21 protein-coding genes are annotated in these 23,015 nt (G+C 53.1%); 10 read left to right on the top strand and 11 right to left on the bottom strand.

Going from position 1 to position 23,015, the window contains the following annotated elements:
* Positions 1 to 40: 40 nt before the first annotated feature.
* The gene (mscL, locus tag PHE17_RS08230) at positions 41 to 436 is read right to left on the bottom strand and encodes a large-conductance mechanosensitive channel protein MscL (protein ID WP_301015343.1); all 396 of its coding nucleotides are present in this window, start codon (positions 434 to 436) and stop codon (positions 41 to 43) included.
* A 215-nt stretch (positions 437 to 651) separates the two neighbouring features.
* Between mscL and PHE17_RS08225 the strand changes: the two genes are divergently transcribed.
* Complete coding sequence (locus PHE17_RS08225; protein ID WP_301015342.1) at positions 652 to 1,110, top strand: hypothetical protein; 459 nt, start codon at positions 652 to 654, stop codon at positions 1,108 to 1,110.
* A gap of 122 nt (positions 1,111 to 1,232) precedes the next feature.
* The gene (locus PHE17_RS08220; protein ID WP_301015341.1) at positions 1,233 to 1,688 is read left to right on the top strand and encodes a hemerythrin domain-containing protein; all 456 of its coding nucleotides are present in this window, start codon (positions 1,233 to 1,235) and stop codon (positions 1,686 to 1,688) included.
* Positions 1,689 to 1,690: 2 nt separating this feature from the next.
* On the opposite strand, the gene PHE17_RS08215 is transcribed toward PHE17_RS08220, so the two are convergent.
* From PHE17_RS08215 to PHE17_RS08190, 6 genes are read right to left on the bottom strand one after another with little or no spacing between them, the layout of a single operon-like run.
* Positions 1,691 to 2,998 carry a DUF58 domain-containing protein gene (locus PHE17_RS08215; protein ID WP_301015340.1) on the bottom strand — a complete coding sequence of 436 codons (1,308 nt, stop codon included), beginning with the start codon at positions 2,996 to 2,998 and terminating at the stop codon, positions 1,691 to 1,693.
* Positions 2,995 to 3,969, bottom strand: coding sequence for a MoxR family ATPase (locus tag PHE17_RS08210; RefSeq protein WP_301015339.1), 975 nt, complete (start codon positions 3,967 to 3,969; stop codon positions 2,995 to 2,997). The genes PHE17_RS08215 and PHE17_RS08210 overlap by 4 nt, the downstream gene beginning before the upstream one ends.
* Entirely contained in the window at positions 3,944 to 4,990 is a 1,047-nt protein-coding gene (locus PHE17_RS08205) for a DUF4350 domain-containing protein (protein WP_301015338.1), read from the bottom strand. Before PHE17_RS08205 ends, PHE17_RS08210 begins: the two co-directional genes overlap by 26 nt.
* Positions 4,987 to 6,519, bottom strand: coding sequence for a DUF4129 domain-containing protein (locus tag PHE17_RS08200; protein ID WP_301015337.1), 1,533 nt, complete (start codon positions 6,517 to 6,519; stop codon positions 4,987 to 4,989). The genes PHE17_RS08205 and PHE17_RS08200 overlap by 4 nt, the downstream gene beginning before the upstream one ends.
* Entirely contained in the window at positions 6,509 to 7,504 is a 996-nt protein-coding gene (locus tag PHE17_RS08195) for a stage II sporulation protein M (RefSeq protein ID WP_301015336.1), read from the bottom strand. Before PHE17_RS08195 ends, PHE17_RS08200 begins: the two co-directional genes overlap by 11 nt.
* On the bottom strand, positions 7,501 to 8,187 hold the full coding sequence (locus PHE17_RS08190; RefSeq protein WP_301015335.1) for an RDD family protein: 687 nt from the start codon (positions 8,185 to 8,187) through the stop codon (positions 7,501 to 7,503). The genes PHE17_RS08195 and PHE17_RS08190 overlap by 4 nt, the downstream gene beginning before the upstream one ends.
* A gap of 84 nt (positions 8,188 to 8,271) precedes the next feature.
* Here PHE17_RS08190 and PHE17_RS08185 point away from each other — a divergent pair, with 84 nt between their 5' ends.
* The 3 genes from PHE17_RS08185 (at position 8,272) to PHE17_RS08175 (ending at position 11,855) form a co-directional block, all read left to right on the top strand.
* Entirely contained in the window at positions 8,272 to 9,636 is a 1,365-nt protein-coding gene (locus PHE17_RS08185; RefSeq protein WP_301015422.1) for a leucyl aminopeptidase family protein, read from the top strand.
* 99 nt (positions 9,637 to 9,735) lie between these two features.
* A complete protein-coding gene (locus tag PHE17_RS08180; protein WP_301015334.1) occupies positions 9,736 to 10,227 on the top strand; it encodes a hypothetical protein in 492 nt (163 codons plus the stop codon).
* Between the two features lie 68 nt (positions 10,228 to 10,295).
* The gene (locus PHE17_RS08175; protein WP_301015333.1) at positions 10,296 to 11,855 is read left to right on the top strand and encodes a class I SAM-dependent methyltransferase; all 1,560 of its coding nucleotides are present in this window, start codon (positions 10,296 to 10,298) and stop codon (positions 11,853 to 11,855) included.
* On the opposite strand, the gene PHE17_RS08170 is transcribed toward PHE17_RS08175, so the two are convergent.
* Entirely contained in the window at positions 11,852 to 12,589 is a 738-nt protein-coding gene (locus PHE17_RS08170; protein WP_301015332.1) for a TSUP family transporter, read from the bottom strand. The two genes, PHE17_RS08175 and PHE17_RS08170, sit on opposite strands and share 4 nt — an antisense overlap.
* A 176-nt stretch (positions 12,590 to 12,765) precedes the next feature.
* Positions 12,766 to 13,506 carry a sialate O-acetylesterase gene (locus PHE17_RS08165; protein WP_301015331.1) on the bottom strand — a complete coding sequence of 247 codons (741 nt, stop codon included), beginning with the start codon at positions 13,504 to 13,506 and terminating at the stop codon, positions 12,766 to 12,768.
* A gap of 251 nt (positions 13,507 to 13,757) precedes the next feature.
* Here PHE17_RS08165 and PHE17_RS08160 point away from each other — a divergent pair, with 251 nt between their 5' ends.
* From PHE17_RS08160 to PHE17_RS08140, 5 genes are all read left to right on the top strand, one after another.
* On the top strand, positions 13,758 to 14,819 hold the full coding sequence (locus tag PHE17_RS08160; RefSeq protein WP_301015330.1) for a right-handed parallel beta-helix repeat-containing protein: 1,062 nt from the start codon (positions 13,758 to 13,760) through the stop codon (positions 14,817 to 14,819).
* Positions 14,820 to 14,869: 50 nt separating this feature from the next.
* Positions 14,870 to 15,889, top strand: coding sequence for a tRNA (adenosine(37)-N6)-threonylcarbamoyltransferase complex transferase subunit TsaD (gene tsaD, locus PHE17_RS08155; RefSeq protein WP_301015329.1), 1,020 nt, complete (start codon positions 14,870 to 14,872; stop codon positions 15,887 to 15,889).
* Positions 15,886 to 17,067 (top strand): M20 aminoacylase family protein, encoded by a 1,182-nt coding sequence (locus tag PHE17_RS08150; RefSeq protein ID WP_301015328.1) that lies wholly within the window; start codon positions 15,886 to 15,888, stop codon positions 17,065 to 17,067. The genes tsaD and PHE17_RS08150 overlap by 4 nt, the downstream gene beginning before the upstream one ends.
* Positions 17,068 to 17,076: 9 nt before the next feature.
* The gene (locus PHE17_RS08145) at positions 17,077 to 19,965 is read left to right on the top strand and encodes a hypothetical protein (RefSeq protein ID WP_301015327.1); all 2,889 of its coding nucleotides are present in this window, start codon (positions 17,077 to 17,079) and stop codon (positions 19,963 to 19,965) included.
* An 81-nt stretch (positions 19,966 to 20,046) separates the two neighbouring features.
* Positions 20,047 to 21,231, top strand: coding sequence for an alanine--glyoxylate aminotransferase family protein (locus tag PHE17_RS08140; RefSeq protein ID WP_301015326.1), 1,185 nt, complete (start codon positions 20,047 to 20,049; stop codon positions 21,229 to 21,231).
* Between the two features lie 6 nt (positions 21,232 to 21,237).
* Here PHE17_RS08140 and PHE17_RS08135 read toward each other — a convergent pair whose 3' ends face one another.
* The gene (locus tag PHE17_RS08135; protein WP_301015325.1) at positions 21,238 to 22,473 is read right to left on the bottom strand and encodes a lytic murein transglycosylase; all 1,236 of its coding nucleotides are present in this window, start codon (positions 22,471 to 22,473) and stop codon (positions 21,238 to 21,240) included.
* Between the two features lie 126 nt (positions 22,474 to 22,599).
* Complete coding sequence (locus tag PHE17_RS08130) at positions 22,600 to 22,932, bottom strand: DUF1820 family protein (protein WP_301015324.1); 333 nt, start codon at positions 22,930 to 22,932, stop codon at positions 22,600 to 22,602.
* Between the last annotated feature and the right edge of the window lie 83 nt (positions 22,933 to 23,015).

The raw sequence follows: 23,015 nt of genomic DNA, 5'->3' as shown, positions 1-23,015 counted from the left end.
GTCCTGACTCCTTCTTTCTTTAGGGGAACACCCGTGTGAATTATTTGTGTTGTAACAAATCGCGGATTTCGCTCAGCAGGACTGCTTCGGCGGAAGGGGCAGCCGGGGCGGCAGCTTCCTCTTTGCGTTTGAATTTATTCATCGCTTTGATCGCAAGGAAAATAGCCAAAGCAATGATTAAAAAGTCAAAAACAGTTTGGAGGAACGCGCCGTATTTGAGTAGCACTGCCGGGGCTTCCCCTTGTGCTTGCTGTAATACAATCGCCAAATCGCTGAAATTAACCCCACCCACCAGCGTACCGATGACGGGCATGACCACATCCCCCACGAAGGAGGTAACAATCTTGCCGAATGCGCCGCCGATGATGACACCAACGGCTAAGTCCACTACATTGCCTTTCATGGCAAATTCTTTAAATTCACTGATAAAGCTCATACATATCTCCGTTTTCATCCATAAAAACTATGCCCATAAAGCACGCACCTATTTTAGCTGGTTATAAGGGGTTCTGTGGGAAAACGTCTGTGGGGGAGGATTTTTCCGATAAACGTCATGCTTCTAAGGATTAGCCTCCAGTTGACGATCTTGGCTTGACATTTGTCAAGTCGGTAATTAGGGGGAAAAGCTACCCTGCGCAGGCAACCATTCTTATGCGTCACAGGAGTTGGCAAGTGGTTCCTTTTACGGTTTTACAACAACAAAATGACAAGATTACCGAGCTTTCCAATGTGCTTGGTTATCTAGTGGGCAACCGATCCATCTGCGATACAGAAGTAACCTGCGAGCTATTTTCCATGTACGTGGATAAAGTGCAGGAGCATCTGGAGTTGGAAGAGCGCGAGCTATACCAAACCTTGCTGACGCACGGCGGACAACAAGTGCAGGGCATGGCGCAGAAATTTCTGTCAGGCTCGGCGGAAATCAAGCGCGTTTTCAGCCAATACCTGAAGCGTTGGTGCAAAGATAAGGCCGTGCGTGCCAAACATCATACCCAGTTCGTTACCGAAACCCGCGAAATGTTCCAGTTGGTCATGAAGCGGATTCAGGACGAAGTGGAACAACTTTACCCCACTGTACGCGAAGTCGAAGGCAGCCAATTTGCTGCCTGATTATGCAAATGGGGCTGCTCCTATCGGAATAATGCTGCAAAATTTGCACATTTGGGGTAGATTTCCCTACCGCCCGTATGGGGACGACATAATTTACATGAAAGGATATTAAAGGCGATACCATGGTTTCATTTACTGAACTGAATCAGCAAAACGACACAATTACTGAACTGTCCAATGTACTCGGCCTCTTGATTGACGAGCGTTCCATTTGGGATACACGGGTAATCGGCAACCTGTTTTTCGCTTATGTCGATAAGGTGAAAGAGCATCTGGACTTGGAAGAACGCGAACTGTACCAGTCCATGCTGTTGCACAGTGACCAAACGATCCGCCAAACTGCGAACAAATTCCTCTCAGGTTCCGGTGAAATCAAGCGCGTATTCGGGCAATACCTGAAACGCTGGAGTCGTAGCCGTGGCCTGCGCATCAATAACCACGACCAATTTGCCAAAGATACCCGCGAAATGTTCCAACTGGTGCTGAACCGGATTGAAGACGAAGTGGAACATCTTTACCCTACCGTGCGGGCAGTGCAGGCCGCATTGCGGGAAGCTGCTGAGAAAGCAACCAAGTAAGCCTACAACACAGCACTGCGCTTGATGTCGAGGTAGTGGTTGATCAACCCTACCGACATTTCTGGCGGGGGCACATCCAAACAACGGATTCCGGCAGCGCGGATGCGTTCTAGCGTCGCTTCCCGCGTGTGTAGGTAATGTTGCACGGCTGCTTTGTTTAACGATTCTTCCAAATTATCGGTGGGCGCTTCCAGTGCCTTGTCGATAGCTTGTTCGCGCATACTGGCAAGCAATACCAGATGGCGTTTGCGCAGGATGTGCAGCGCAGGCAACAGGTCGTCCAAATCCTCATCGCGCAGGTTGGTCAGCAGGATTACGAGGGCGCGTTTCTTTTGCCGCACCAGCAGTTCGGTGGCGGCTTGAGCGTAATCCGGGGCGTAGGTGGTCGGCTGTAAATCGTACAGGGCGTTCAGCATGTGTTGGACGTTGTGTTGCCCCTTGTGTGCGGGTAGCCAGCGGTTTGCCCCAGCAAAACTCCCCAAACCCACCGCATCGCCTTGGCGCAACGCCACGTAAGTCAGCAGCAAAATCGCATTCAAAGTATGATCGAAATGCGAGAGTGTGCCGTCTTTCGCCATCATCCGATGCCCGCAATCCAACATGAAGATGATTTCTTGGTCGCGTTCGTCCTGATACTCGCGGGAAATGGCTTTGTGCATCCGCGCACTGGCTTTCCAGTCGATCTGGCGCAGGCTGTCACCGGCACGGTATTCGCGCAGTTGGTGAAAATCTTGCCCTTCACCCCGGCGGCGTTTTTTCATGATCCCCATGTGGCTCAAGTGATGGTCGGTCGCCATCAGTGCATATTGCGCCACCGCCGCAAAGTTGGGGTAAACCTTAACTTCGGAAACTACCGGCAACTTCAGGTCATGCCACCACAGTTGCAGGGGCGAAAGGATGCGCACTTGCAGGCAAGGGAACACCAGTTTGCCACGTTCGTCGGCAGTCAATTCATACAGCGGTTCGGCAAACTCAGCCGGTTTCAACGCCAGCTTGAGCGGAAAACCGGAAACTCGCGTTTCCAACGGAAAATGGTCATACAACGCAAGGCTCAGCGGACGCTGGCTGGTATTTTTGATGCGCAAGCGGATGGTGCGTTTCACCCCCAACGGCAGTGATTGCGGTACGAAACGTTCCGCTTGGGGGGCGGGTTCCGTGACTACCCGCAACAGGTCGACCAAGCCCACAAACAGGCTCAAGCCAACGCTGGCGTACCACAGCGGCAGGAGGTCGGGAACGATGCTGGCGCACAAGGCAACAGCGGCGTTTACCCCCAGCAAATAAAACGTGCGGCGGGCGGGCAGGATCATTTGCGCGGCGCTTCGGTTTTTTCCAGCACGGCTGCCAGCAAATGGTCGGCAGTGTAGCCTTCCAACTCCATTTCCGGCGCAAGTGAAACCCGATGGCGCAATACCGGCAGGCAAACCTGCTTGATGTCATCCGGGTGCACGAAATCGCGGCCTTCCAACAGGGCATGGGCACGGGCAGCACGGATCAGCGCCAAGCTACCACGCGGCCCTGCACCGAAGCGCAAACCTTGCCACTGGCGGGTAGCACGGGTAATGCGCACGGCGTAATCCAGTACTGCCACATCCACCGCGATATTGGCGGCGACTTTTTGCATTTCCAGCACTTGTTCGGGAGATGCAATGGCTTGCAAGCTGGCAAGGTTGAAACGGTCGCCGATTTGCTGGTCGGTGACGACTGCGACCATTTCCGCTTCTTCTTCCAACGTCGGGTAGCCGATGAATACTTTCAGCAGGAAACGGTCAAGCTGGGCTTCCGGCAAGGGGTATGTGCCTTCCTGTTCCAGCGGGTTCTGGGTTGCCAGCGTCATGAAAGGCAGCGGTACGGGGTAAGGCTTGCCTTCGATGGTCACTTGCTGTTCTTGCATGACTTCCAGCAGTGCGGACTGGGTTTTGGCGGGGGCGCGGTTGATTTCGTCCGCCAGTAACAGGTTGGTGAATACCGGGCCTTTGCGCACGTTGAACGTTTGGTTTTGCATGTCGAACAGCACATGCCCACTGATGTCGGCGGGCATCAGGTCGGGGGTGAACTGGATGCGTGCAAATTGCCCGGAAATGGTTTGCGCCAAGGCACGTACCAGCAAGGTTTTGCCAAGGCCGGGGACGCCTTCGATCAGGACGTGCCCACCTGCCAGCAGTGCCACGAGGGTTTCGCGCACCACTTGCTGTTGCCCGATCAGCCCTTTGCTGATTTCAAGGCGGATACGTTCAGCCAGTGCGCTGGCCTGTTCAAGCGTCAGGCTGTTGTTTGTCATGGGTTTTCCTTGTGCTTGGGGAAAGTTGTTCGACGGAATCGGCAAAACCTTGATACTGGGTATCACCTTGTTTATGGCGTTTCCACATGAAGAGGCCGCTGGCGTGGATGTGTTCCAGAATACGGCGGCGTCCGGGTTGTGGTTTGGGAATCATGGGGCCAAAGCGCGGGCTGAGTGCCAGTAAGGTCAGCGGAATCAGCATTGCCAATGTCAGCACCAGCGCCCATGCGTGTTTCCATATGAGTTTCCATAGCGGCGGCATATCGTCTTGGTGGACGAGCCAGACGGACGTGGGTTTATCGTGGCGGGCATGTACCATTTGCCAGAGAAATTCGGCATGGTCGTAATCGTCAATGGCTTGGTTTTCAATGAAATCAAGGTTGGCAGCGAGTGTGACCAGCCCTTCACCCCAGTCTTTTTCCAGCAGCCATGTGGATTTTTTGTATTGTTGGGAAGCCTCGCCGTCTTCATCATTATCGGTTTCTAGGGCGTAGAAAAATTGCGGGTCAACCTCCAGCGTGTCGTCCATGCCGGACAATTTTGCCGTGATGGGCAGGTCATCATCTTCTGGGATAATGTGTTCCCCGGTGCGGATACCTAAGGCGGTTTGCAACAGGTCAACTTTGGCTGGCGGTTTATCGTCGTCATTTTCATCATGGTTTTTCCCGTACAAGCCGATGTTGTCTTCGGGGACTCGCGCACGGGTGATCAGATGCCCACCCTGCTTGACCCACGCGAGGATTTCGTCAATTTTCTGGCGCGAAAGGGTGTAACGCTGGGTGTCGATGACCAGCACGGTATCGGTATCCGGCAGGGTGCTGAGGCTGTCTTTACGTTCCGCCGGTACGCCCATACGCTTGAGGAACAGGCGGGCGGCGTACAGGCTGTTGGTTTTAGCTTCACCTCGGAACCCGATTTGCTCTTCGCTTTCCTTTAGCTCAAAGGTGTTGAGGAACCACAATGTACCCGCGATCATGACCAAGATCGTGAAAACGGTGAGAAGGACACGTTGGGTATTCATGCTTGTGCCTCCACCGTTGCTTGGGTTGCACCGAAATTAAGCCAGTCATCAAACAGCGGGTATATCCGCTCATTCGGCGGGATACGGTGGGCGTAAGCGATTTCCTGCCATGCACGGGTAACAGCAGTCAGCCACGCAATACGCTGTCCAGCAAGGTGTGGGCGAGCCAGTTGCAGGATGTCACCTTCCGTGTGGCTATCTTGTACCTGTATATGGTCATGGCGGGTCAAGCGCATCAGTGCGGCGCGGTACAACAGGCTCAATGCATCGCGTTGCTGGCCTGTATCCCACAAGCGGCGGCAAGCAGTAGCAATATCGTCTGGCAGCGATTCGGGGCGGATGTCCATGCCAAACAGGATGTCCGGCGGGGGCTGTTTCGCGGCTTTGCGTTGTAACGGTTTCAACATCGCCAGTATTTGCCGCCGATAAACAAATGCCAACACCAGCAGCACCACTACGGCAATCCACAACATGCCTTTCATGGCGCTGGCAAACAGCACTTGTACCGATTCACTTAGCTCGAACAGATTTTTATCGGTTTTGTCCTCATCCTTTTCTTTTGGCATCCAGCGTTTTACCGTGCGGACTTGGGAAAACTCATCCAGTTGCATGATGGCCTTGATCTGTTCGGCAGAATCTTCCGCAGGTAATGCTTCGCCTGCCAGATATTCCTGTTCAGCCTGTTCACTTGCAAACACCGGGGCAGGGGGCAGGGCGGATAAAGCCAGCATCACTGCCAGCGCAATGCCGAAAGCGTGTTGGGTTAAGCCACGCAGGCGGTCGCCCAAGCTGCGGAAAGTGAGTTCAATGTCCCATGCTTCCAGTTGGGTGCGGCGGTTTAAGTACAAGCTGAAGCTGGCAGCCATGTAAAACGGTTCAATTAGCCATACGGTCAGCGTATAAAGCACCACGTAAATGAGGCTGCCCCAGTATTGGACTTCGACATCCAGATTTTCCACAAAGGCACTCACTAAGTAGTCCCAAACGCGCTCCGTGGGGTCAAAGAACAGGATCAGGGCATACAAGCTGAAAATGACGGTGTATTCCAGATGCAAGCAGGCAACCGTCAGCCACACCGCATAGGAATGGGCTTGCAGGTGCAGCAAATTCTGCCGTTCTTTGCGCGGCGTTCCCCTTAGTTGTTCCAGTTGCCAGATAGGTAGGTTGAAACCCCGTGATGCCGAAAATCGCCGCCAAGTTAGCGCCCCCAACAAGCCCGTATTCCAGATTAACCCCGGCAGGGCAGAAAAAATATCCGCCGTTGATAACGGCTGGCTGAACATCTGGCGGCTATAAATGTGCAGCAATATCCGGTCGTATACCGGCTTTAACCACCACAACAGGATGGGAATATACCCCGTGTAGTCGGAAGGCATCAGTAGCCAGATAATCAGGCTGAGGCTGAACAGTAACAACGTCCACGCCGGAAATATCCCGCGCCAGTTGTTTTGCACCATCGCAAAACCGAGATCGGCAGCTTCCCATGGGGTACGTAGGCGGATGAGGGTGGTGATGTCGTCAAGCTTCATCGCGCTGTCCCCGTCCTGCAAAGGTGAAATAGCTGATGACCAGCAGCCACAGGGAAATGCCAACGGTGTATTTAATGACGATGGGAATCCAGATTTGCGATGACCAAAAGGCTTCCACAAATGCTGCCATAATAAACAGCGTGGCGGAACCGTACACAATCTGGATGGCATCCTGACTGTTATCGCGCAAGGCTAGCAAGCGCGATTTACGCCCCGGCATGATCAACGCTTCCGCCAGTTTGAAGCCTGCTGTACCCGATAGCACGATAGCAGTCAGCTCAAAGGCACTGTGCCCAGCAACAAATCCCCAGAAGCTGTCAATGTAACCCACGTGGGTCAAATGCCCCGCGACCGCCCCAATGCTCAAGCCATTGAATAACAGGAAAAACAAACTGCCCAAGCCGTACAACAAGCCTCCCGCGAATACCTGGAAACCAATCCCGGTATTGTTACGGATATAAAACCCGAACATGAAGACATCGCTGTCAGCTTCGCGTTCGCGCCCGAAACGGGTAGTGCGTTGCGGGTCGTACATCTCTTCCATACCCGCCACTTGCTCGCCGCTGATGACCGAATACACCAGTTCCGGCTCCACTTGCACTGCCACCAGCATGACAAAGAAACTGCCGAAAAACAGTGCCGCAGATAACAATAGGGCTTTCGATGATTGCCTGACCAGTTGTGGCAAACCACGCAGGTAAAATTCCGCAATGTGGTGCAGGAAATGCAGCCGCGAGGTATATAAGCAGTTATGCCCGCGCACCACTAATTGGTTGAGTTGCTGGATCAGCAGCGGGCTGTACATGCGTGATTGCGCCAAGGCCAAATGGTGGCAAAGCTGGCGGTAAGTACGCGGGAAATCCAGCGCTGGTTCTTGCAAATCTTGGCGTTCACGTTCCTTTTTCGGCACTTGCTGGTAATCCAACCATGCTTCAAAGGCATCCCACTGCGGCTGGTATTGCTGGATGAACTGTTCCTGTTTCATGCCTTGCGCCCTCCGGTCAGCCAGTGGGCAATGCCTTGCAGGTAGCTGGTGGCATTTTCTTGTTTATCCACCAACGGGCCGGTCATGCGGGCGAGTTCTTCCAAACGTGAATCGGTCAGGGTATTGCCGCGCTGGGCGAATAGCATGATGGCTTGTTGTTCTGGCAAGGTCAGGGTTACTTCCGGGCGTAGGGGTTCCGCTTCGATGTGGGTGTAATGCCCGTTATGGTTGGTTTTGTGTAAGACCACGGTATTTGCCGCCAAATCGCCCAAACGCTGGAAACGTCGGTTTAATACCATGCTAGCAAAGCCAAAACCGTATAACACAGGCAAAAAATCCACGACCCGCAACAGGTTACGCACGATGGAAGCCGACGGTGTTACAGGGCTGGCGTCAGTTTGGGCAACGTACAGTTGCAGCATTTTCTTACCCGGCGATTGTCCTTGGTGGCGCAGTTCAAAATACACCGGGTAAAACCATTCCAGCAGGAAAATCAGGATCATGGAAATGCCCATGCCGAGCTTACCAAGGAAGGCCAACATAATGACCAATAACAGGCTGATTGCGCTGCGCAATAGCAAATCCAGCAACCACGCCAGCAGGCGCGGAATTGGCCCTGCGGGGGAAAGCTGTAAGGCAATGCCTTCAGGCGTGTTGACGGTGTAGGTGGTATCCAGACGCATCCGGGATGGGTTATCCTTAATAATTTTCAGCCAGAGAATGCAATCCAATACGCCGGATGTCAACCGGAAAGCGATAGGGTGAAAATGTTCATAAATATACGGTCGACCGATTCCATCAGCATTGTTCCTGTGACTGCCAACGATTGGGAAGCGCTACAAACTACCCTCACTGAAACCCAGCGGCATTGGGCAAACCTGAATGGTTTTACCGGCAAAGCGGGGCAACTGTGTTTATTGCCAGACAGTCAGGGGGGTATTGGCAAAGTATTGGCGGCCTATGATGCAGCCGAGGGTAAATTATGGGCGCTTGCTGCACTACCGGATAAATTACCAGCGGGTGCATACCATCTGGATTGCGCTTGGGATAAGGCGGAATGCACCCAAGCCGCGATTGGCTGGGGTTTGGGTTACTACCAATTCAACCAGTTTCGCCAGCCAGATGACAAACCGCGTCCGCTGTTGTTTGCCTATGCTGACATCCAACGTGCGGATGCTTTCATCCAGGCCGTGACTTTGGTGCGTGACCTGATCAATTTACCCGCTAACCACATGATGCCAGAGCATTTGTCCGGCGTGATGCGCCAATTGGCAGGTGAATATTCCGCTATTTTCAGTGAAATCGTCGGCGAAGACTTATTGGCACAAAATTACCCGGCAGTTCACGCGGTCGGACGTGCCAGCGCCCATGCGCCACGTATGCTCGAACTCCAGTGGGGCAACGAATCTGATCCTGCGCTGACGTTGGTGGGCAAAGGCGTCTGCTTCGATACCGGCGGGCTGGACATTAAGCCTTCGCAATACATGCGCCTTATGCAAAAAGACATGGGCGGTGCTGCGCATGTATTAGGGCTGGCGAAACTGGTCATGCAAATGCAGTTGCCGGTACGCCTGCGGGTCTTGGTTCCGGCGGTGGATAATGCCATTGGCGGGGATGCTTTCCGCCCCGGTGACATCCTTGCGACCCGCGCAGGCAAGCATGTGGAAGTGGATAATACCGATGCCGAAGGCCGCTTGATCCTGTGCGATGCATTGGCTGCCGCAGCAGAAAAAACACCCGGTTTGATCCTTGATTTTGCCACGCTAACGGGTGCGGCGAGGGTAGCGTTGGGTACGGAAATCCCAGTTTTCTTCAGCAATAACAAAGAACTGACCACGCAACTTCAAGCAGCCGCAGAAACCACTGGCGAATTGATCTGGAATTTGCCATTGCATAAGCCTTATTTCGCGCAAATGAAAAGCCATTTCGCCGACTTCCTGAACAGCGGTGGTAGTTACGGTGGGGCAATCACTGCCGCGCTGTTCCTGAACGAATTTGTTCCCGAAGGCATCCGTTGGGCACATTTTGATGTGATGGCGTGGAATACCCGCGCCCGAGCAGGTCGTCCGATAGGCGGTGAGGCGATGGGTTTATTCGCAGTTTATCGTTATTTAGAAACCGTTTATCCCTAGGCTGGGCTAGAAACAGAAACTATCTCGTTCAGCAGCTATTCAGTTTTCTAATGATGACCTATACTCGTGGGGTGTTAGTTAAAAATCAAGGATGTCCGTATGAGTTCCGCCCCACACTCATCTCCTCCGTCATCGCCGTCTATCCGCCATGTTGTGTGGCTTGCGATACTTATTTACATTTTGTTGGCAATTTTTTTGACGTTTTTCTCGCCCAAAGCCAGTGCGGGTCAGGAGGGAACGCAAGCCCAACTACTGGACGATATGCTCGGCAGGCTGGAATATACCGCTGATGGCAAGTTCGTCCCGGTCGATGATCCGCGCATGTCACAGGAGCTTGCCGGAATGGTTGCCAGCAACAAACTCGACGGGCAGGAGGCTTCCGCCTATATCCTCAGCCTCAGCCGCCACACCTTGGCATGGGGTGCTGCGTCTGCCCCGCGCCAGTTTGAAACCCAAGCAGTGCAAGGCGATTACGCCATGAAGCTCTCGCAGGTAGGTAATGTGCGGGTGGCAGTGCAAAACTTCTGGGTAAAGCAGGCGGATGGTCAGCACGAAGAGTTCCAGATGGTGCTCGCCTTGCCCGCTAACTGAGCCAGCCCTATACCACCAAGCTAAAATCAGCCAGAATAGCGGGATACAAACGAGGGAATCCTGTCGCTATGGTCGATTTCTATGATGAGTTCACTTACGAAACTAACCCTTTTCCCGAAACGCATCCGGGCAACCTTGCTGCGTTAGGCCGTTTGTTTGGTATCCAAACGCCGTTGGCGCAGCAATGCAGGGTTCTGGAGTTGGGTTCCGCCACGGGTGGTAACATCATTCCGATGGCATGGAACCTGCCGCACAGCGAGTTTCTCGGCATTGAGCTTTCCGCGCCGCAGGTTGCAATCGGGCAAAGCATCATCACGGCACTCGGCTTGCCCAATATCCGCTTGGACGTTGGCGACATCCTTGAGCTTGACCCAACGGAAATCGGGCAGTTCGATTACATCATTGCCCACGGCGTGTATTCTTGGGTTCCAACAGTGGTGCGGGAAAAAATCCTGCAACTGGCGCGGGAATGCCTCACGCCTAATGGTATTGCTTACATTAGCTACAACGTGTTGCCCGGTTGGCGAATGCGCGGCAGCTTGCGGGACTTGCTGTTATACGCCACCCACGATGTGCTGGGCGCAAATGCCAAATACCAAGCAGCCATTACAGCGCTGGAACGTCTGCAACAAGCTTTGCAGGGGGCGGAAGCCGACAGCAACCGTTACGTCCAGAAAGAAATCAGCTATTTGCTCAAAGCCCACCCCAGCTATGTGCTGCACGAATATCTGGCGGGTGAAAATAATGCATTCTTGTTCACTGAATTTCTCGCCGACATTCAGTGTCACGGCTTGCAATACTTATGTGAAACTGACCTGCATACCCTGTTTGATACCACTTTGCCGCCGCCTGCGCAGAATGCACTGGCGGCTATCGAAGACCCTTTGCAACACGAGCAGTGGATGGATTTTGTACGGATGCGTACTTTCCGCCAGAGCCTGTTATTCCGTGCCGATTTGCCGTTGGAACGTGAAATTGATGTGGATGTGTTCACCACCTTTTTCTTTAGCGCCAACCTGCGGCTCAAGGGCAAAGCACTGCTGGAAAATATGAAGCCAGCAACGTTCCTCTACCCGGACAATACGGAACTGAATGTTGCCCATCCGTTGACCAAAGCGGCGTTGTTGTACCTGCGGGATGTGCATCCGCATACCCCTGATTTTGCTACTTTATTGGCAGAGGCTGTCCAGCGGGTAAGCGATGCAGGTGGCGGTAAATTCGCGGGGCAACGCAGTGAGCTGGTGAGCGAATTGTTCAGTTTATACAGTTACCGTGCCGTATTGGGGCATTTGCAGCCTTGTTTGTTGCAACCAAATTTGCCGGAACGTCCGCAAGCCACGGCTCTTGCCCGCTTACAGGCCGCGCAAGATTGGAGCAGTATTGCGACAGTGCACCATTTGGGCTTAAGCATTGATGCTTTTGCCAGCCATTTGTTGAAGTACTTGGACGGGCAGCTTACCGCCGCAGAAATTACCCAGCAGTTATTTACCGAAATAAAGGCAGGTAAGTTGGCAGTGCCGGGAGGCAAACAAGCGCAAACCAGCGACAAGGGGCTGGAAAAGGAAGTCGGCGATAATGTGCATCACCTGCTGACAGTATTTGCGCGTCATGGATTACTGGACAATTAGAGCAGCGCCCACAACCCCAAGGAGCTGACAAGGACGAGGCCACCGCCGACCCAGCGTTTAAAGAGCAAATCATTACGCATGATGAGGTCGTGGGTTTTCAGCCCCAACACATGCCCAACCGCCGCGCCGGGCAGCAGCAAAAGTGCCGTTACGAAATGCAACTCGACGGATAGCGCGACAAACGTGGTCATTTTGATGCTGACCAACACGAACCACAGCACAAACAGGGTATCGCGTAATTTTTCCTTACTGACATTGCGCATGTAGACCGCCACCATCAGCGGTGCGCCGGTCAGTGATGTACCTGCGACATAACCGCCGAGCATCAGCAAGACCTTATCTACCCACGGATGGTTGCTTTCAATGGTACGGTTGAGCAGCCAGATAAACCCGTAGAAGAGGGTGATGGAATAAATAAAGATATTCAGCCATAAGGTTGGTAGGTTAACCAAGCCAAACACGCCAATGATCGCTGGTGGAATAATATAAAAGGCTGAATAACGTAAATATTTCCAGTCAACGTTATGCAGGCGGGTGCGTAAAGTCATCCCAGAAAAAAGCAATAAATGGACGCTTATCATGGGCAACCACAACAAGGGATCATTATTCAGGAACAGCATCAGCGGCAGACCTAACGCAGCCCCACCGAAACCTAAGCCTGTGCGGACAAACCCTGCCCAAATAAATAACAGGATAGCCAGCACTGTTTGGAAAATACCAAAGTCGAGTAACATGAAATCAGCCTAAAAGCTTGTGGATTAAATGGATTTATCGACGGTCATTGTCTATAATTTATTCGCCCCTACTTCTTTCGAGGGAGACGGGCGAAGATTGTACGGTGACTCGTCATGGTCACAATGTACTTTATTTAGGCGTGATTTCCGGTCACGCCTTTTTTCTAGCCTTGTCTTTACGACCTCGCCCGCTTGATATACGCCTCGGCAAAGCGTTTTCCTAGCTGGATTTGCCCATCCGCATCGTAGTGGATCCTGTCAGGCAATTTACCCAAGCCATCGGTTGAAATGACCATCGCATTCGGCAGTTCTTGCTGGATTTGCTGCTGTTGTTGCCTGACGCTTTCGGTCATCAGGAAAGCGGGATGTTCTGGGTTGATTTGCCCCAAGATGAACAGGCTTTGCGGGGCGTGGGTATCGGCACGTAAGCGTTGCACCAATGCTTCTAACCGCGAGCCGTACTGCTGGGCTTCTTGCGGGTTGCTGCGGGCATCGCTTTCCCCCTGCATCCACAGGAAGGCATCGACTTTGGCGGGATGTTCATCCGTAGCGAAGCCGACTTGGCGTAGCAAGCCATTGTACAAGGGGCCATCCGGTAGCCATTGTTTGATGAAACTGCCCGTAACGGCCTGTTTGACCAAGATGATATGGTCGTGGGGAAACGCACGGGCAACGTCATGGGCAAACGCCACTTCTGGGCCGAAAAAAGCAAACTCCGCTAATTTGTGGGGTCGTCCTTGATAAAAGAAACTGATATTTTTGGGCGTCTGTTTGTAAGCATCGGGTAAGCTATAAGTCGTGCCGCGCCCCATCATGTTGGATTGCCCTGCCATAATAATCAGCCGGTCTTGTGCCCAGCTAGCCGGTATTTGTAAGCACAGAACCAGCAACAGCCCTAAGTTCCAGAAAGTACGCATGTGTTTCCTTACCATGATGTCAACCGCTCAACTCTAGCATATTCAAGCCCTATTTTATCATTACCTTCCGGGAACTTCTTGACAGGGGTATAATCAAATTTCATGGTTTTATCGTGTTGCGTCCCGAACAGGGGTACAGGGGCTTAAGGCGCACACACGGAAGTTTTGGGCAAGACAAGGCAGTCAATCGACAATCCGCCGTAAATTCCTGTTCTATTGGTATGCAGCACATGGCTCTTAGGGGACTTGTCATGGCTACTACACATTCTATTACACCGGGTACAGCATTTGCTTGGAACCGGGTCAAAGCGGGGGACATGGTGTTCCTCAAATCTGGCGATCACGGTGATTTAATCATCAACAATGTCGGCGACCACACAGCACTGGTGAATGTCATGCCAGAAGCGGGGGCGCAAATCAGCCTCAACCGATTGGTCATCAACACCTGCACGAATTTGGTTTTCAACGGTAAAGGTAAAACGACCATCCGCACTAAGGGTGCTGTCTCGGCAGATGTTCCGCTGGCATCTATTCTGGGTGGGCAGGGCAACGTTTTGCAGTGGTGTTACATCCAGTCCGCCGCTAGCCGCGCTGGGTGGCAACCAGCACAATGGTTGAAAGCGCGGGATGGCGTGTTGGTGACTGGCGATGATTGCAAAGTCAGCAACAATACTCTGCTAAACGTGCGAACCGGCATTACTTTACGCGGTTGGGGCAGTGATGCGATGTCCAACTCGATTGATGGTTTCTGCGTGGATGGCATCCGCATGTTGGCGGATTACACTACCGCTTCGGACAATATCATCATGCATTCGTTTACCGGGAACCCCAGCAACCATAACGATGCGATTCAGTTGTGGAGTGCGGCGGCGGCGAATCCGGCGGATGGTATTTTGAACGGGGTGATTATCCAGCGTAACCGCATTTACAACCGTTCCCGCGATCCGGGTGGGATGCGCGACATGCAGGGTATTGGTTGTTTCGATGGGGTAATCCGCCGCGCCTTGATCCGCGATAATCTGGTGCAGACTGACCATTACCACGGCATTACTTTGGGTGTTGCGGAATATTGCACGATTAGCGGCAATACTGTCATCGGCAGCGATCCAAGCAGTGTACGCCAACCGTGGATCATGATTGCCACCACCAAAACCACGCGCCAAAGTTGGAAAAACACCGTCAGTAACAACAAGGCGATGGATTTCAAATTGACAGGTTCGTACACCGCGACCGGCAATCAGGATTTGGAACCAACCCAAGTTGCCAGTTTGGGTTACAGTGAAATGCCGGGGAGCATGTCAGCGGTGGCTTGAGCTTTTTGCTATACTGGCGGCTTTGCTGCCATGATGGATGAAGGCTACGGATGCGCGTTCTGGGTATAGAAAGCTCCTGCGACGAGACGGGTGTCGCCATTTACGATACGGATAAAGGCTTGCTGGCACACCGCCTGTTCAGCCAAATTGCCATGCACGCGGAATACGGTGGGGTTGTGCCGGAATTGGCGTCTCGCGACCATATCCGCCGGGTATTACCGCTATTGCGCGAAGTATTGGTGGATGCAGGCTTGCAACTGACGGATATTGATGGCATTGCCTACACCGCAGGCCCCGGCCTGATCGGTGCATTGCTGACGGGTGCGTCGATTGCGCGGTCGATGGCGTGGGGTTTGAACATCCCCGCAGTGAGCGTACACCACATGGAAGGCCATTTGTTAGCTCCCATGTTGGAAGAAAACCCACCCGAACTCCCTTTCGTCGCGTTGCTGGTATCCGGTGGTCACACCCTATTGGTCGATGTGCCGCAAATCGGCGAATACCACATTCTTGGTGAAAGCGTTGACGATGCTGCCGGGGAAGCCTTTGACAAGACTGCCAAACTGATGGGGCTGGATTATCCCGGTGGCCCCTTGCTGGCAAAGCTGGCGGAACAGGGCACAGCGGGGCGCTATAAATTTCCACGTCCGATGGTTGACCGCCCTGGTTGTGATTTCAGTTTCAGTGGTTTGAAAACCTTTTCGCTTACCACTTGGCAAAACTCCACCCAAACGCAACAAGATAAGGCTGACATTGCGCTGGCTTTCGAGGAGGCAGTGGTTGATACCTTATTCATCAAATGCCGTCGGGCGTTGGAACAATCTGGGCGCAAACGGCTGGTGGTTGCAGGCGGGGTAGGGGCAAACAAGCGTTTGCGGACAAGGTTGGCGGAGTTAAACGCTAACGTGTATTTCCCGCGTTTGGCTTTTTGCACCGATAATGGCGCGATGATTGCTTATGCGGGGGCATTGCGTTTGCAGGCGGGGGCAAGCGAAGCGGCGGTGATCAATGCCCGCCCGCGTTGGCCTTTGACCGAGTTGCAAACCTTAAGCGCCGGAGCAGCCGCATGACCGTCAAACTTGACCCTACCGCCGCCGCGATCCAATTGCACACGGATATGCAGCAATGGCGGCGCGACATCCACAAGCATCCTGAAACCGCGTATGAAGAATTCCGTACCAGCGAGTTCGTCGCTGCGCATTTGCGCACGCTGGGGATGGAAGTCCACACGGGTTTGGGTGGAACGGGTTTGGTGGGTGTGTTGCACGGCAAACGTCCCGGTGATAAGCACATTGGCCTGCGGGCGGACATGGATGCCTTACCGCTGACCGAATTGAATACTTTTGACCACAAGTCCTGCCACCACGGAAAAATGCACGGTTGCGGGCATGACGGGCACACCACCATGCTGCTGGGCGCGGCGACGGCGTTGGCGGAAAATCCCGATTTTGCTGGGACAGTCTATTTCATTTTTCAGCCTGCCGAAGAAAACGGGGCAGGGGCGCGGCGCATGATCGAAGATGGGCTGTTCGAGCGTTTTCCCATCGCGGAAGTGTACGGGATGCACAATTGGCCGGGGATTCCGGCGGGACAATTTGCTGTGCATCCGGGCGCGGTGATGGCTTCCACCGATTCCTTTGATATTGCGATTACGGGTAAGGGCGGTCATGCGGCGATGCCCGATACCTTGACTGACCCGGTGTTAGTGGCGGGGCATATCATTACCGCCGTGCAAAGCATTGTGGCGCGTAACCTGCGTCCGGTGGACAGCGGCGTGATCAGCATTACCCACATGGTAGGCGGAAGTGGCGCTTACAATGTGATCCCCGAAACCGTTTCCCTGCACGGCACGATCCGCACCTTAGCGGAGGCGCAACGCAGCCTGATCAAGCAACGCCTGCGCCAATTGGTGGAACACACCGCGCTGGCGTTTGATGCACAAGCTAGCGTCACGTTTATCCCCGGCTATCCTGCCACGATCAACCGTCCGGCGAATGCACAAGCCTGTTATCAGGTGGCGATGGCATTGGTCGGCGAAGCCTGTGTAGCATGGAACCCGCCGCCCAGTATGGGGGCTGAGGATTTCGCCTACATGCTCCAACAACGTCCGGGGGCTTATATCTGGATCGGGAATGGGGATGCGGGGGAAAGCCGCCCGCTGCACAATCCGCACTACGATTTCAACGATACCATTTTGCCGTTGGGGGCGAGTTATTGGATACGGCTGGTGCAGCATCTTTGCGGTTAAAGGAAAACGATGCACGTCCTGCTCTATAACGAATTAAACCCCAAATCCATCACTGGCTTCACCAAATGGCAAAAGCTGATGGAAGCCGACGACCTCAAATCTGCCGACGTAAAAAAAATCGGCGACAACCTTTACCGCGCCCGCCTTAACCGCAGTGACCGCCTGTTGTTGTCTTTCCATCAGTATCAGGGCGCACGTTATGCCTTGGTGTTGGAATACTTGAAAAGCCACGATTACGACAGTTCGCGTTTCTTGCGCGGTGTCGTGGCTTTGGATGAAGACAAAATCCCGGTGCTGGAAAAAGTACCGGAAGACGCACCGTCGTTGGCTTACGTCAACCCGCTGCACGGGCGTTTCAACCTGCTGGACAAAATCATTTCCTTCGACGATGCGCAACAAGATGTGTACGCCCTGCAACCGCCGTTGGTAATCATCGGTTCGGCAGGCAGCGGCAAAACCGCACTCACGCTGGAAAAGATGAAAGCCGCTCCCGGTGATGTGCTGTATGTCACGCATTCGCCTTACTTGGTGAAAAATTCCCGCGACTTGTATTACGCGCACGGCTATGAAAACGAGCAGCAGAATGTTGATTTCCTTTCGTTTCAGGAATTTCTCGAAAGTATCCGTGTCCCTGCGGGCAAGCCCGTCACTTTTCGCGATTTTTCCTACTGGTTTAATCGCCAACCGCGTTGCGCAATTAAAGACGCACATAAGCTGTTCGAGGAATTCAAAGGCGTACTGACTGGCCCATCGGTGGACGCAGCGTATTTGGGACGTGAGGAATACCTCAATCTCGGCGTCAAGCAGTCGATCTTTTTGCAGGAAGAACGCGCCGCCGTTTACGATATTTTCACCCGCTATCTGGCGTTTTTGCAGGAAAACCGTTACTACGACAGCAATATCCTCAGCCATAGTTACCTGAGCCAGATTGTGCCGCGCTACGATTTCGTGGTGGTGGACGAAGTGCAGGATTTGACCAATATCCAGCTTTTCCTGATCCTCAAATCGCTGCGTGATCCGCTTGGGTTTTTGTTGTGCGGTGATTCCAACCAGATTGTCCACCCCAACTTTTTCTCGTGGAGCAAGCTCAAAAGCCTGTTTTACACCCACGGCGAGTTGCAAGCCGATGCCGACCTGATCCGCATTTTAAGCACGAATTACCGTAATTCGCCGCAAGTCACTGAGTTAGCGAACCGCATTTTATTGCTGAAAAATGCCCGTTTCGGCTCGATTGATAAAGAAAGCAATTATTTGGTGCAAAGTAACGGGCATGTGCAAGGGCAAGTGGTGTTCCTGCAAGACCGCGATAATATCCGCCGTGAACTCGATGCCAAAACCCGCACCTCCACCCGTTTCGCGGTGGTGGTGATGCACGCGGAGCAAAAGGCCGAAGCGCAGCAGCACTTCAATACGCCGCTGGTGTTTTCGATCCAAGAAGCCAAGGGCTTGGAATACGAAAATATCATCCTCTACAATTTTCTCTCATCAGAAGATAAGCGTTTCCGAGAAATTAGCAACGGCGTGACACCCGCCGATTTGCAGCAGGACTTGAAATACGCCCGAGCCAAAGACAAAACCGATAAGTCGCTGGAAGTTTATAAGTTTTACATTAATGCCTTGTACGTTGCCCTGACTCGTGCGGTGCGCAATTTATATTGGATTGAAGCCGATCCTAAGCAACGCCTGTTGGATTTGCTCGGTTTGCACAATGCGCTGGAAACGCTGGATATGGCGAACCAGAATTCCAGCCTTGAAGAATGGCAGCACGAAGCCCACAAGCTCGAATTGCAGGGCAAACAGGAACAAGCTGACCGTATCCGCCGCGAAATCCTCAAACAACAAGTGCCGGATTGGGAGGTTTACACGGGGGATAGCCTCGACAAACTGCATAACCAAGCCATCCAGCAAGGTGACAAAAAAGCCCGCCTCGCGTTGTTTGAATATGCGCTGGTATACGAAGACCTCCAATTCCTGCGGGATTTATTGGTGGTTGATTTCAAACCTGCCCGCCATCCTGAAAACGGCATCAAGCAGCTCCAGCAGAAATATTACCTGCCGTATCAGGCTAAAAACCCGGTGGCATTACGCAACCAGTTAAACAAATTTGGCGTGGATTTCCGTAACCCATTCAACCAAACGCCGTTGATGGTGGCAGCATGGCTGGGTAATCCGCTCTTGGTGCAGGAGTTGGCAGGCGCTGGCGCAGATACAGAGCATATTGATAATAATGGTTTTTCCGCTTTCCAGATCGCTTTGCAGCAGGCCAGTAAGGATGACAAATACGCCCGCCAACATTTAGGCAATATTTACCGCCAGCTTGAACCCGACAGTATCAGCATCCAAGTCGATGGCAAGCTGGTGAAACTGGACAAACACAGCATGGAATTTTTCCTGCTGAACCTGATGATGGCGCTATTTTACCGCGTGTTGCCTGCCAAGCTGGTTCATCGGGGGGCGTTTGGTACGCAAGAAATCATTGATGCCGTGGAGCATTTCCCGCCGAGTATCTTGCCGTTGCGGCGCAAGCAACGTGCTTATATTTCCAGTATTTTATCGAAAAACGAGATGTTCCGCGATGACCGTTACAACCGCAAACTGTTCTACCGGCTGCGGCAAGGGCATTATGTGTTCAACCCCAGCCTGATGTTGCGGGTGGAGGGTGAATGGGTAAACATTTATGACTTGCTTAAGCTCAATAAGCTCGCTTACCGGCCTGAAAATGTTGCGGCGTGGTGGGATAGCCGTCATCAAGCGTATTGGGATGAGATGCTTAGCGAGGGGCGTGGTTACTTGCAGGAGCAGCTTCAAAGGGTACGCGGTGAATTACTGAACGATGCGTTGTCGATGCTGAAGCTGCTTTGCGAACAGGAATTGCGTAAGATTCAGGACGCTGTTTAATTTCCGATAGAAACGCTGAGTCTTTAAGCGGGCGGCTGTCCATAGTATGATTGTGCTTTTGCACAAAATGGAACTGAACGCATGACCGCTAAATCTTTCCACCCGCCAGTCCGTACCTTGATGGGGCCTGGCCCTTCCGATGTCAGCCCGCGTGTCCTTGAGGCGATGTCACGCCCAACCCTTGGGCATCTTGACCCCGTATTCGTCAGCATGATGGACGAAGTGAAAGGCATGTTGCAGTACGCCTTCCAGACTAAAAACGAGTTGACCATGCCTGTTTCCGCCCCCGGTTCAGCGGGCATGGAAACCTGTTTCGTCAATCTGGTCGAGCCGGGTGACAAGGTAATCGTGTGCCAAAACGGTGTTTTCGGCGGGCGCATGAAAGAAAATGTGGAACGTTGCGGCGCTACCCCGATCATGGTGCTGGATGACTGGGGCAAGCCAGTCGACCCAAACAAGCTGGAAGATGCGCTGAAAACCCATCCAGATGCCAAATTGGTCGCCTTCGTCCACGCAGAAACCTCCACTGGCGCACAATCTGACGCCCAAGCGCTGGTCAAGCTCGCGCATGATCATGACTGCCTGACCATCGTTGATGCCGTTACTTCATTGGGCGGCACACCGCTGAAAATGGACGAATGGGACATCGACGCAATCTATTCCGGCACGCAAAAGTGCCTGTCTTGCGTTCCCGGCATTTCCCCGGTCAGTTTCGGTGCACGTGCGGTTGAACGCATCAAAAACCGCCAAACCAAAGTACAAAGCTGGTTCATGGATATGAACTTGGTCATGGGTTACTGGGGCGGTGGCACGAAACGCGCTTACCACCACACCGCGCCCGTCAACACCTTGTACGCTTTGCACGAATCACTGGTGATATTGCAAGAAGAAGGGCTGGAAAATGCTTGGGCACGCCACGCCCACAATCATGAGGCACTGAAAGCCGGGATCGAGGCGATGGGGTTGCGTTTCGTGGTGGAAGAAGCCTACCGCTTGCCGCAACTGAACTCTGTCACCATCCCTGAAGGTGTGGACGAAGCCGCTGTCCGCAGTGAATTGCTCAACAGTTACAGCCTCGAAATCGGTGCTGGTTTGGGCGCATTGGCGGGGAAAATCTGGCGTCTTGGCCTGATGGGTTTTGCCAGCAATGAAAAGAACGTACTGAATTGTCTGGGGGCGCTGGATGCCGTGTTGTCTGGCATGAATGCACCGATCAATTCCAGTGTTGCTGTCCCTGCTGCCAAAGCAGTGTTCAACGCAAAGTAAGCTAACTTATTGCGCGGGAGGTTCAGTAGCCTCCTTGCGCAGGAAGCTCAGGTGTTCCTGCGTGGCATAGCCATCGGCAGGAAAGCCCGAATCCATCTGCCAGCGGCGTAAGGCCGCACGGGTGTTCGGGCCTATCCTTCCGTCGATCCCGTCGGTGCTGTAGCCCGCCGCCGTGAGTAATGCTTGTAACTCAGCCTTTTGCGTATGGTTTAACGGTTCTTCATCGTGAGGCCACGTACCCAGCAAGGCAGGTTTTCCCCGGATACGGTCGCCCAGATAACCCACCGCCAGCGCGTAGTTCTGCGCATTATTGTATTTGAGGATGATATTGAAATTGTGGAATGCCAGAAACGCCGGGCCACGATAACCGGCGGGCAAGAACAAGAACGCCCAGTCAGTGCCAGTGCCCGACAATAAAGTACCATCCGCCAGCGCCACGCGGTTTTCGGATGCCCACGTTTCGGTCGGCAACCAATAGTTAGGGTCGGATTTGCTCCAGTCAAACTGGGGGGGTAAGCGGACTTCTTCGCCCCACGGTTTGCCCCGTTCCCACCCCGATTGGGCTAAGTAATTGGCAGTAGAGGCCAGTGCATCAGGAATGCTGTTGACCAAATCGCGTTTGCCATCACCATCAAAGTCAACGGCATATTCTTCAAACGTGGTGGGGATAAATTGGGTGTGCCCGATAGCGCCTGCCCATGAACCGCGCATCGTTACCAAGGACATATCGCCGTGTTGCAGAATCCGCAGGGCAGAAAGCAGTTGTTTGCCCCAGAAATCCCGCCGTTCCTCATTGCCTGCGTAGGCCAGTGTGGCGAGGGAACGGATGGTGCTGTGGCGGCCTGTGAAGCGCCCGAAATCACTTTCCAAACCCCAGATCGCTAGTAAGTATTCAGGCTGGACGCCGTATTGGACATAAAGTCGGTCTAGCAGCGGGGCGTATTCGCGCAAACGATCCTGCCCTACGGCAATGCGTTCTTTGGAGGCGGCTGATTCCAGATATTCCCAGACAGTTTTGGTAAATTCGGGCTGTTTGCTGTCCAATCGCAAGACTTTGCTATCGGGCAGCAACCCACGAAATGCCAAATCCACCGTTTCTGCGCGAATGCCTTGGGCAACAGCCAAGGTCTTAAACTGGCCTTTCCACAGATCAAATTCACTATCGGAGACTGTGGTATAGCCGAACAGGATAGCAGCCAACACCAATGTGGTCTGTACGAAACGCGCTAATTTTCGTCCCATCCACTCCATCCAGACACTAGGGTTTTCATTGCGGCATAATAACAGTTTTTCGCTGAACTACCTTATCTTAATATTGCTACCACTGATCCGATTCTTGACCTGAAACAGCAAGATACGGATGCACGCTTAATCTTTCTTTTTGTTGCTGGCGGGGCGGGCAAAGGGACTGACGTTAGTATTGGTGCTGCCATCCATCGCGTGGATTTTGCTGACACCCGGCTTTTCCACCTCGTCAATGCGGATCACGGAATGGATCGGGATGAAACTGCGTTTAACCGCGTCGAATTCCGTTTTCAAGCGCTCTTCACCCGGATCAATCACCACGCTGCTTTGCGTACCGAATACGATTTCCTCTACCACCACGAAGCCGTACAGGTCTGATTCGTAAACCTGTTTGGCAAAAATTTCATAAATCCTGTCTTGATTGACGAAGGAAATGCGGTAGATACGGTCGCTCAATGTGCATGGCTCCAGTAAAAAATGGCGTAGTTGTAGCAGAAAACACGGTACAAGTCACTTCCCGTGCTATTATGCGCCACAAA

It is taken from the genome of Thiothrix sp., from assembly GCF_028714775.1.
GTDB lineage: Bacteria > Pseudomonadota > Gammaproteobacteria > Thiotrichales > Thiotrichaceae > Thiothrix.
The sequence above is the reverse complement of the archived record's forward strand: the minus strand, read 5'-3'. Positions and strand labels throughout refer to the sequence as shown.